Raw genomic sequence first — 9,779 nt, forward strand, 5'->3', positions numbered from 1 at the left:
ATCATGAAATTCTCCGTCTTCCAGGTCAGCCGCAAGGGCGGGCGTCTCAAGAACGAAGACCGCATGGGCTATTGCTACACGCGGGAATCGGGGCTGTTCGTGCTGGCCGACGGCATGGGCGGCCACCCGGAAGGCGAGGTTGCGGCACAGCTGGCGCTGCAGACCATTGCCGCGCTCTACCAGCGCGAGGCCCGTCCGACTGTGAAGGACGTGAAGGCCTTCCTGGCCGAATCGGCCATGGCCGCGCACCAGCAGATCATGCGCTACGCGAGCCACAAGGCCATGCTCGACACGCCGCGCACCACCGTCGTCGCGGCCGTGCTCCAGGGCACCACCGCCACCTGGATGCACTGCGGCGATTCGCGCCTGTACGTCGTGCGCGACGGCCGCCTGCTGGTGCGCACGCGCGACCACTCGCACGCCGAACGACCCAAGCCGCACGGCTCTGACATGCCCGTCAACCGCAACCTGCTGCTGACCTGCCTCGGCTCGCCGACCACGCCGCTGTTCGACATTGCGCCGCCGCTGCAGCTGCAGCGCGGCGACCGCATCATGCTGTGCTCCGATGGTGTCTGGGGCGTGCTCGACGACGAACTGATCGTGCACACGCTGTCTTCCGGCAAGCCTGTGTCCGACGCCGCTCCCGACCTCGCCGAGATGGCCCTGCGCAAGGGCGGCGCCCACAGCGACAACGTCACGCTCATCGCGCTCGAATGGGAAATGCCCGACAACACGGGCGACGACCGCAGCGGCGTGTCCACCGAGACCATCGAGGACGGCGTGTTCGCCTCGACCATCCAGGCCGGCATGCCGGCGTCGGACAACGAGATCGACGACCTCGACGAAGATGCCATCGAGCGCTCCATCGCCGAGATCAACGAAGCCATTCGCCGTTCAGCGGCACGCAAGACCTGAGCGCGCCGCTCGCTCCCTTTCTTTCTCTTTCGAGTTTCAACAATGACTGCTTTCACACGAAGCGGCGGCCGCGCCGCCGACCAGCTGCGTCCGGTGCGCATCACCCGTGGCTTCACCATCCACGCCGAAGGCTCGGTGCTGATCGAGTTCGGCCAGACGCGCGTGCTGTGCACCGCCTCCGTCGAAGAGAAGGTGCCGCCGCACAAGAAGGGCAGCGGCGAGGGCTGGGTCACTGCCGAATACGGCATGCTGCCGCGCGCCACCCACACCCGCAGCAGCCGCGAGGCGGCCAAGGGCAAGCAGACCGGCCGCACGCAGGAAATCCAGCGCCTCATCGGCCGTTCGATGCGCGCCGTGTTCGACCTTGCCGTGCTCGGCGAGCGCACCATCCACCTCGACTGCGACGTGCTGCAGGCCGACGGCGGCACGCGCACTGCGGCCATCACCGGCGCCTTCGTGGCGGCGCAGGACGCGGTCAGCAAGCTGCTGGCCAGCGGCGCCATCAAGGCATCGCCCATCAAGGGACACGTGGCCGCCATCTCGGTGGGCATAGTCGGCGGCACGCCGCTGCTCGACCTCGAATACACCGAAGACTCCGCCTGCGACACCGACATGAACGTCGTCATGACCGGTGCCGGCCACTTCGTCGAAGTGCAGGGCACGGCCGAAGGCGTGGCCTTCACGCGCGAGGAAATGAATATCCTGCTCGGCCTTGCCGAGAAGGGCATCGGCGAACTCGTGACCCTGCAGAAGCAGGCACTGCTCTCGAACTGACTCATGAAACTGGTTCTGGCTTCCAACAACGCGGGCAAGCTCGCCGAACTCCAGCAACTGCTTGCGGGGTTGAGCGTCACCTTGGTGCCGCAGTCGGCGCTGGGCGTAGGCGAGGCTGAAGAACCTTTCCGCACCTTCGTCGAGAACGCGCTGGCCAAGGCCCGCCATGCCAGCGCCGCCACCGGCCTGCCGGCCATTGCCGACGACGCGGGCCTGTGCGTCGACGCCTTCGGCGGCCTGCCGGGCGTCGACACCGCCTTCTATGCCACACAGTTTGGCTACGCCAAGGGCGACGCCAACAACGTGAGGGCGCTGCTCGAACAGCTCGACGGCGTCGCCAACCGCCGCGCCGCCCTTGTAAGCACGCTGGTCGCGCTACGCAGCCACGACGACCCCGAGCCGCTCATCGCCATCGGCCGCGTCGTCGGCGAGATCGCGCCTGCACCCGTTGGCGACAACGGCTTCGGCTTCGACCCCGTGATGTACCTGCCGGCCTTCGGCAAGACCTTTGCCCAACTGCCGCCGGAGGTCAAGAACGCCAACAGCCACCGCGGCCGCGCGGCGCAGGCCATGCTGGCATTGATGCGGGAGCGCTGGCTGTAATGGCCACCGTCTTCCCCATCCAGCCGGCGCAGTCCACGGGCGCGCCGCAGGCCAACGACGTGCTGCACTGGATGCGGCCCGGTCCGCTGCAGCTCAGCGCGCTGCCGCCGCTGTCGCTCTACATCCACCTGCCGTGGTGCCTGCGCAAGTGCCCGTACTGCGACTTCAACTCGCACGAATGGCGTGCCGCGAGCGAAGCGGAGGTCGACGGCATTCCCGAACAGGCGTACATCGATTCATTGGTGGCCGACCTCGATGCCGCACTGCCGCTCATCTGGGGCCGCACCGTCCACACCATCTTCATTGGCGGCGGCACGCCGAGCCTGTTTTCGCCGCAAGCCATCGACCGCCTGCTGGGCGACGTGCGCGCGCGCCTGAAGCTCACGCCCGATTGCGAGATCACCCTCGAAGCCAATCCCGGCACCTTCGAGCGCAATCGCTTTCGCGCCTACCGCTCGGCTGGCGTCACGCGCCTTTCGGTGGGTGTGCAGAGCTTCAACGACGAGCACCTGAAGGCGCTGGGGCGCGTGCACGATCGCGCGCAGGCCATCGCCGCCTTGGAAGAGGCCGCGAGCACCTTCGACACCTTCAACCTCGACCTGATGTACGCGCTGCCGGGCCAGACGCTCGAAGACCTCGACGCCGACCTGTCGCAGGCACTGGCGCTCGCGCCGCCGCACATCTCGGTGTACCACCTGACCATCGAGCCCAATACCTGGTTCGCGAAGTTTCCGCCCGCGCTGCCAGAGGACGACATCGCCTACGCGATGCTCGACCGCATCACCGAGCGCACCAGCGCCAGCGGCATGTCGCGCTACGAGGTGTCGGCCTATGCGCGCGAAGGGCACCAGTGCGCGCACAACCTCAACTACTGGCAGTTCGGCGACTACCTCGGCATTGGCGCCGGCGCGCACAGCAAGCTGAGCTTTGCGCACCGCATCGTGCGCCAGGTGCGCTTTCGCGAGCCGCGTCTGTACATGGAGAATGCACGCGCGGGCGCAGCGGTATCTCAGAGCGACGAGGTGGCGCTGGCCGATTTGCCATTCGAATTCATGCTCAATGCGCTGCGGCTGAAGCAGGGCTTCACGCTGCCGCATTTCAGCGAGCGCACGGGGCTGGCAATGACATCGATCCAGCGTGGATTGGAAGAAGCCGAACGCAAGGGCCTCGTGGCCCGCGACCTGTTCCGCGTATGGCCGACCGAGCGCGGGCTGGATTTTCTGAGCGATCTGCAGGCGATGTTCCTGCCCGATGAAGGGTAGGGGGGCGTCGTCGGCATAAAATCGACGGTTCCGGAGAGTTGGGTGAGTGGTTTAAACCAGCAGTCTTGAAAACTGCCGACGTGAAAGCGTCCGTGAGTTCGAATCTCACACTCTCCGCAGTCTCTTCATTAAAATCAACAAGTTACGTTGATTTTCTGAAACTGTCCCACATAAAATCCCACAAAAAGCCGCAGTTCAAGACTGCGGCTTTTGTTTTTGTTGTGCTGAGGAACTTGGCCTTCCCCGGCTCAGCCGCAGGGGACTTCGCGTAGATCGTTGAGGTCTGGGCGGATCTAGAACGTGGGCGAGTGCGCGGTGGCAACCTCATAGGCGTCAATGCCATTGCTGACGGCTGTCCAACCAGTACCAGAGCCTTATCGATGCTTTCGGGACCTGTGGCTTCCATGAAAAAGCTGCGCTCCCGACGCTTGCAGTCTGCCCGTATGACTGGCGCAAAGACAATGCGCTGGCGGCGCACTTGTTGGCCATCAAGGTGGCGGAGATGTACGAGCGCCACGGATCCGACTTGGTGCTCAATCTCGTCGCGCACTCAATGGGAGGCCTGGTCTGCCGCTACTTTCTGGAATCCGGGCAGTTCTCGCAGGCCTCACATCCGGGCTTCGCTTCGGTGCGACGGCTGATCACCATCGGCACACCCCATCGCGGCGCACCGTCAGCGCAGGAGGGCCGCGCCTTCGTTGCAAAGCATGGTCGACGCTCTGGCCCTCCTTCCATGACTAGCGTCCGGTAGCTGTACACGCACAAAAAAAAGAGGACCCAAAGGTCCTCTTTCTTATTTCGCCTTGACCGCACAACCGGTGGTCGGGTCGGACCAACGGTAATAGCACTCGATCGGGAAGGTTTCCTGATATCGGCCCCGAGCATCGATCGAGACCTTGTCCTTGAAGATATCCCGAAGCGAAGCTTCCATTTCCTTCGGGTTGTAAAGAAACGAAGGCATCAGGATGCTGGCGGCAACGGAGCGATCGTCCAGAAGCCACTCGATCGCCGACGGTGTGATGGCCGACTTGTTCGTGACGGGAAACTGGATCCTCAACTTGAACGGGTGAGCCCGGCCGTAGTGGTCGCTGATTTCCTTCTCGACGCTGTCCCTGGTGTTCTTCACGGCGTCGGTGTACTTCTTCTCCCAAGAGGCGGCGCTATCCAGTTCCTGTTGGGCTTTCGCGATCGCGCCTTCGGCCTGCAGCTTGTTGGCTGGTGCTTCTTTGTCGATCTGGACTTTCAGGTCCTCGTACCGCTGCTGCATTTGCGCCAGTTGCTGCTGCGCCATTCGTTTCCATTCCGGGTTGTTGATGGGGCTTTTCATCACCGCATCGACCTCCGCCTGGTAGCCCTGCAAGGCCGTGCCCGCCGCCTCGAGATTTTTCTTCTGCTCCAGGCTCATGCCATCGCCCGAAGCCTTGGCGGCGATCAGCTTTTGCTGAAGCGCGCTGATCATTTCCGGGTACGCGCTTGCCTTTTCCCGGGCGACGATCTCCAAGTCGGCCAGGCTCTTCTTCCTGGCTTCCTGCGTGATGTCGTCGAAGGCTTGCGCCGTACAGATGTAGGTCACCACGGGGCGGCCGTTCCCATCGTCGTGGCGCTCCCACGCGGTGTCCTTGCAGCCCTTGGCGTTGTCCAAGGCCTCACCGAAAGTGAAGTCGCTGCGAGCCAGTGAGGCCTGCTTGACTGCCGTGATGTTGGAGTCGGTGCAAGCCGACAGTGCGGCGCAAAGGACGCCGAGAAGGACAAGCGTTGCTGCTCTGGTCGATTTCATATGAGATAAAAAGATGTGGCTGTCGTTGATATGAGTCCAAGCGTTCGTGGAGCTGCGGCTCCTCGGTGCGCTAGCAGCGGTGCTTGGGATTGCGAGGCCGGCGCGGATCGGTGCCGAGCACGGCCCCCTCCTTGGTCATGCACACGCCATCGGCGCAGACATACCCGGGTGTCTTCAGCACGGCGAGATCGGCGTCGCCGATCTCGCAGCGCAGTTCGTCGAAATCGAACTCCTTGTAGGCCTTCACGCGGTCGGTGGTTGTGTAGTACACGCCGTTGCCACCTGCCTGCACCTGAATCGGGTAGACCGGGTACTTGAGGTCGCGGCTCCAGCCCTGGATCTGGATCTCCATGGCCGAACGCTCGATGTGATGCCGAACGGCATCGGGATTGATGAGTGGATCAATGCCGTTGGCGAGCGCCAAGGGCGTGAAGACGATCGCGGCGAGCACCGCAAAGACGGTGCCGAGCATGGCTTTCATGAGGAGACCTCAAAGAAGATGGAATTGAAGCGGGGAGGACCGGGCCAGTCGAGCTGGGCCGAGATCGTTCAACCAAGCTTGGTGTCGGCAGGCTTGGGCGCAATCAGCTGCGGGATATTCCAGTCGGCCGGAAAGGTGTCGACAGGCATCCAGCCGTTCTTCACATAGGAGCGAGCCGAGATCCGGTTACCGAAGTGACCGACCAGGCCACAAGCGATGAGGATCGCCCAGGTCTGTGCCACCCAGTCTTCGGCCGGGTCGAGCACCAACAAGATGGCGAAGCCGACGACGAAGAAGGTCACATACAGGAAGACCGCGCACAACAGTGCCAGCGGCCATTGACCACGCATCAGGAATGCGATCGGTCCAAAGAAGAAGAGCTGCCACGAGAAGCCGTGCTTGACGAAGCGAGTTTGGTTATTTTTGTGGAAATGGATGTTCATGGTCGAAGTTCTGGAAAGAGGGCACTCCCTGCCCCCTGTACGTTGTTGAATGACGCTGCATCGGTTCCGGATGAGCTAGAGAGTTCTCACTGACGCTCACGCTCGAACCGCATTTCCCGCATCCGCGCCGATTCTTATAAAGATGTGTTTGAGACTCCTTTTTGATCGAAGAAGAAGCACTGACCTGAGAAGACAGGGTGTCCTTTCCCTCGGTCGGGTTGTTGGAAAAAGGTGCATCCGAATGTTAAAGGGTTTCAAACACCGTGGTTTCAAACACCTCGTTTTTCGAGTATCGACGGCATGCCCCGTGTCGCGCCTGCTCACCTTTCCCTTCGCCTCGTGTTTGCCCGCAACATTCGACTCATGCGGATTCATGCGGGCATGTCCCAGGAGCGCATGGCCGCCGAAGCGGGGCTGGACCGGGCCTTCGTCGGCACGCTGGAGCGCGGCCAGCGCAACATCTCCATCGACAACATCGAGTTGATTGCCAAGGCCATTGGTGCACCGGCCCATGAGCTGATGGACCCGGACTTGCCTCGGCAGCGAGACCTCGATGTGACGCTGACGCGGGCCCCGCGCACCGCTCGGCCCTACCCAGCGGCAAAACGGAGCAATCGCCGTTAGGGATTGGCTGGTGTTTCCGCCGCCGTCACCGGCGCAGCCTCGGCCCTTCGGACAACTGTCAGCTTGTGTGCCAGCTTGCCGGCGAGATCGGCTTTGCGTTCGAGTCCTGCTGGTGGTCCGGGGTCGCCACCAGACTCGGGGGGAAAAAATTCCTCCACGACCGCAGCCCCTTCTTCCTCGGATTCCTCGAACGCCCCCTGCGCGAAGCCCTGCCGTGCAGCGTCGTCCAGAGCGGCCTGATCGAAGCCAGATGCCTTGCGGGCGTCGTGCTCCGTCCGCGCAGCGTTCACGGCCTCGACCAGCGACATCCCCTCGCGAACGGTGAGGTCCACGTAGTAGATCGGCGCGCGGTGCGACTGCGTCGTCGACTTCCCCCGCAGCCGAAGCTCCAGCGGCAGGGTCGACAGCAGCCCGCCCGACACCGCATTGAAGTAGTTCAGCCTGGCCGACAGCGTCCGGATGCTGTTGAAGCCCGTCGTGCGGAAGAGGAAGCTGCCGAGTTCGTCTCCATTTCCTGTCTCCGCTCCCGCCCCTGCGATCCGTACGTTCAACCGGCCGCAGGGCTTGCACACCCCGCCGCGGGCCAACTCGCAACCCTCCGGCGCAGGACAAGGCAGCGTCTGCATGCCCGAGGGCGTTGAGCGGCGACAGGTCTCGCCGTTGCCCGCGCAAAGCGGGCGCCCGGTCTTGCGGTCGAACAGGCTGTAATTCGCCCGCAAGTTCAGATCAGGCGCATCGAAGAGCATTCGCACCGGAATCTGGCGCAGCTTGGCGCCGGGTGCCTTGCGCAACGTCTCGTCCAGCGGATGGGTGATCCAGCCGTCGCGGCCCTGTACCTGGCTGGTGACGGTGAACCCGTCGTCTTTCTCTGGAAGGCGTCGGCCGTCCTTGACGACGACCTTGCCGATGGCGATGCGCCCGATGACGGGCGGCGTCAGGGCCAGTCCCTTGAGCATGTTGCTCTCCTTTAAAAAATGAATGAATGGATGAGTGCGCGGCTGTCAGCCGAGCCGTTGCGCCAGCTTCCGGCACACCTCGACGGCGCAGCCGTGCCAGGCATGGCCGCTGACCAGGCCGGTGTCCAGGTCTTCCGGTCTGGCGGCCGAAACCAGCCTCGCGTACCGGTCGATGGCATGGACCACGAAGGCCTGGATCAGCGCACCGTGGTTCGAGTGCTCCATCAGGTCGGTGATGAACTCGACATTGGTTTGAGGTTGGTTCACGGCGCCTCCGCTGGCGAGACCGGCGTGATCTCCGCGCCGAACGCCAGTGCCGGGTTGTCCAGGCCGGCCGGACCGTTCTGGCGAACCCACCAGGCGGGCGGGTTGTACGGCATGGACATCACGCCCAGGTAGCCGCCATCCGTCGCGTAGCCGACGACCTTGGCGCGGCCAACGCCATTGAGCCAGATTACGACGTCCTCGCCGATGGCCGGGACCTCGAATTCCGCGGACCACTTGAACTGGTTCTTGGACATGAGGTCGCGGGTGTAAGCAGGCACGGTGACATGCCTTTGGAAATGAAGGTTCATGAGAAATTCGTGAACAGCCCGCCCCTTCAATCCGCATGGGGCGGGCCGATGTGAAACCCCCTGCGGAAACGGGGTGGGGCCATCGAGCCGGCCGACTCGATGGCGATGTGGAGACCTGGTGGCGTGGGCGTCGGTCTCAGTAACGCGCCCGAAGCGAGTCCGTGCGGAAGTGATCACGGAAATGCCACCCCAGCCCGAAGCCGAAGATGAGTCCTGTGGCAAGCACCATTGCGAAGGCCGTCAGGTACTCGATAGGGCCAAAGAAGACGTTCATGGCACCATGGTCCTATTCGTCAGCCGCTGGCGGAAGGTCGGCCGTCGCCAGCGCCTCATGCGGCTTGACCGTGAACCGCCGCGATCCGGGCCGAGTCATGCCGTACGCGTTCGCGAGCCCAGGCTGGTCCGCCAGCAGGCGATCGATATCGACGGCTGCCGAATCCTTGCTGCGCTTCCAGCGCACCTCGCCCGCGTCGAAACGCGCCGTGGTGGCTTCTCCCATGCGCTGCTGGATGCGCTGCTTCACCTGTGCCTCGCGGGCGATGGCGTCGGCCAGGATCTGGCGCAGCGCCAGCAGATCGAAAAAGGCGGACGACATCGCCATGTCGCCCGTGAAGTCCAGCACCTGTCCGTTGTCCCGGGGCCAGAGCGCCCGCAAGGCGATGTCCGCCGACTCGGAGCCGTCGGCCGACGGCGCGGTGTCCGTCTCGACGTGATGCCAGAACCGCCTTTCCAGCGCGATGAGCTGGGCGATCATGGTCTCGTCTCGCTCGATGCGATGGATGCGCAGCTCCTGCCCACAGATGAGCACCGCTACGTCAGCCGCCTTCTTGCCAGTGACGGCGAGCTGATGGAAGACTTGCAGCTGGACGTACTCCGGCACGCCGTCCTCCCATGCCCGGGCACCGTGGTAGCCCGCCGTCTTGCACTCCAGGATCTGCACCGCAGGAGAGCTGATGACTTCCCGGTCAATGTTCGCCAGCATCCAGGGGTGCGCGGGATGCTGCAGCACGGCATTGATGCGTCGCACCCGCAGTCCCGTGCGCCGGGTGTAGTGCGCGGCCACGATGGGCTCGAGCAGCGTGCCCCAGTACATCGGGCTGTTGGCGTCGTCGGGATCGACCTGGGGCAGCAGGTGCTCGCGCCCGGTCTTCTCCATCCAGAGCTGCAAGGGGGACTTGTATGGATGGAGACCGACGGCCGCGGCAGCATCGGAACTGCCGATGCCGCCCTTGCGCACGTCGAGCCACTGTGCGCGGCTCAGGTCCTGGGTCTTGACCAGCTTCAGGGCTGGCCGGGGCTTGGCGGGAGTTTCTCCCGCCGCTCGTGGTTCCGCCATGGCGGTGTCCTTTCTTCATGGTTGGTTGGTCAC

Annotated in this window: 14 protein-coding genes and 1 tRNA gene; 7 read left to right on the plus strand and 8 right to left on the minus strand. The window is 63.9% G+C overall.

What is annotated here, in order from left to right; translation table 11 throughout:
- The first annotated feature begins 3 nt into the window (after nt 1-3).
- The 6 genes from ASC92_RS08800 (at nt 4) to ASC92_RS29635 (ending at nt 4,305) form a co-directional block, all read left to right on the plus strand.
- Entirely contained in the window at nt 4-915 is a 912-nt protein-coding gene (locus tag ASC92_RS08800) for a PP2C family protein-serine/threonine phosphatase (protein WP_056513427.1), read from the plus strand.
- 42 nt (nt 916-957) lie between these two features.
- A complete protein-coding gene (gene rph / locus ASC92_RS08805; RefSeq protein WP_056513431.1) occupies nt 958-1,689 on the plus strand; it encodes a ribonuclease PH in 732 nt (243 codons plus the stop codon).
- A gap of 3 nt (nt 1,690-1,692) precedes the next feature.
- Nucleotides 1,693-2,292: a non-canonical purine NTP pyrophosphatase gene (locus ASC92_RS08810; protein ID WP_056513434.1), complete on the plus strand. Its 600-nt coding sequence runs from the start codon at nt 1,693-1,695 to the stop codon at nt 2,290-2,292.
- Complete coding sequence (hemW, locus tag ASC92_RS08815) at nt 2,292-3,554, plus strand: radical SAM family heme chaperone HemW (protein WP_056513436.1); 1,263 nt, start codon at nt 2,292-2,294, stop codon at nt 3,552-3,554. The genes ASC92_RS08810 and hemW overlap by 1 nt, the downstream gene beginning before the upstream one ends.
- 32 nt (nt 3,555-3,586) lie before the next feature.
- Nucleotides 3,587-3,671, plus strand: a tRNA-Ser gene (locus ASC92_RS08820).
- Nucleotides 3,672-3,906: 235 nt separating this feature from the next.
- Nucleotides 3,907-4,305 carry a lipase/acyltransferase domain-containing protein gene (locus tag ASC92_RS29635; RefSeq protein ID WP_082519533.1) on the plus strand — a complete coding sequence of 133 codons (399 nt, stop codon included), beginning with the start codon at nt 3,907-3,909 and terminating at the stop codon, nt 4,303-4,305.
- 42 nt (nt 4,306-4,347) lie between these two features.
- Here ASC92_RS29635 and ASC92_RS08825 read toward each other — a convergent pair whose 3' ends face one another.
- From ASC92_RS08825 to ASC92_RS08835, 3 genes are all read right to left on the minus strand, one after another.
- Nucleotides 4,348-5,331: a hypothetical protein gene (locus tag ASC92_RS08825; RefSeq protein WP_056513439.1), complete on the minus strand. Its 984-nt coding sequence runs from the start codon at nt 5,329-5,331 to the stop codon at nt 4,348-4,350.
- A 70-nt stretch (nt 5,332-5,401) separates the two neighbouring features.
- On the minus strand, nt 5,402-5,812 hold the full coding sequence (locus ASC92_RS08830; RefSeq protein WP_157609009.1) for a hypothetical protein: 411 nt from the start codon (nt 5,810-5,812) through the stop codon (nt 5,402-5,404).
- Between the two features lie 68 nt (nt 5,813-5,880).
- Nucleotides 5,881-6,255, minus strand: a complete 375-nt coding sequence (locus ASC92_RS08835; RefSeq protein ID WP_056513444.1) for a hypothetical protein — start codon at nt 6,253-6,255, stop codon at nt 5,881-5,883.
- Between the two features lie 339 nt (nt 6,256-6,594).
- On the opposite strand from ASC92_RS08835, the gene ASC92_RS08840 reads away from it, so the two are divergent.
- Nucleotides 6,595-6,879: a helix-turn-helix domain-containing protein gene (locus tag ASC92_RS08840; protein WP_235505746.1), complete on the plus strand. Its 285-nt coding sequence runs from the start codon at nt 6,595-6,597 to the stop codon at nt 6,877-6,879.
- Here ASC92_RS08840 and ASC92_RS08845 read toward each other — a convergent pair.
- The 5 genes from ASC92_RS08845 to ASC92_RS08860 all read right to left on the minus strand — a co-directional run bounded on the left by ASC92_RS08845 (nt 6,876) and on the right by ASC92_RS08860 (nt 9,746).
- Complete coding sequence (locus ASC92_RS08845; protein ID WP_056513448.1) at nt 6,876-7,835, minus strand: hypothetical protein; 960 nt, start codon at nt 7,833-7,835, stop codon at nt 6,876-6,878. The genes ASC92_RS08840 and ASC92_RS08845 overlap by 4 nt on opposite strands.
- A 45-nt stretch (nt 7,836-7,880) precedes the next feature.
- Entirely contained in the window at nt 7,881-8,102 is a 222-nt protein-coding gene (locus ASC92_RS08850; protein WP_056513452.1) for a hypothetical protein, read from the minus strand.
- A complete protein-coding gene (locus tag ASC92_RS08855) occupies nt 8,099-8,380 on the minus strand; it encodes a hypothetical protein (RefSeq protein WP_235505748.1) in 282 nt (93 codons plus the stop codon). Before ASC92_RS08855 ends, ASC92_RS08850 begins: the two co-directional genes overlap by 4 nt.
- A gap of 166 nt (nt 8,381-8,546) precedes the next feature.
- Nucleotides 8,547-8,684: a hypothetical protein gene (locus tag ASC92_RS29020; protein WP_200935961.1), complete on the minus strand. Its 138-nt coding sequence runs from the start codon at nt 8,682-8,684 to the stop codon at nt 8,547-8,549.
- Between the two features lie 12 nt (nt 8,685-8,696).
- A complete protein-coding gene (locus tag ASC92_RS08860; RefSeq protein ID WP_056513457.1) occupies nt 8,697-9,746 on the minus strand; it encodes a YqaJ viral recombinase family protein in 1,050 nt (349 codons plus the stop codon).
- Nucleotides 9,747-9,779: the final 33 nt, after the last annotated feature.

Origin of the sequence: Variovorax sp. Root411 (assembly GCF_001425205.1) — a bacterium.
Lineage (GTDB): Bacteria > Pseudomonadota > Gammaproteobacteria > Burkholderiales > Burkholderiaceae_C > Variovorax.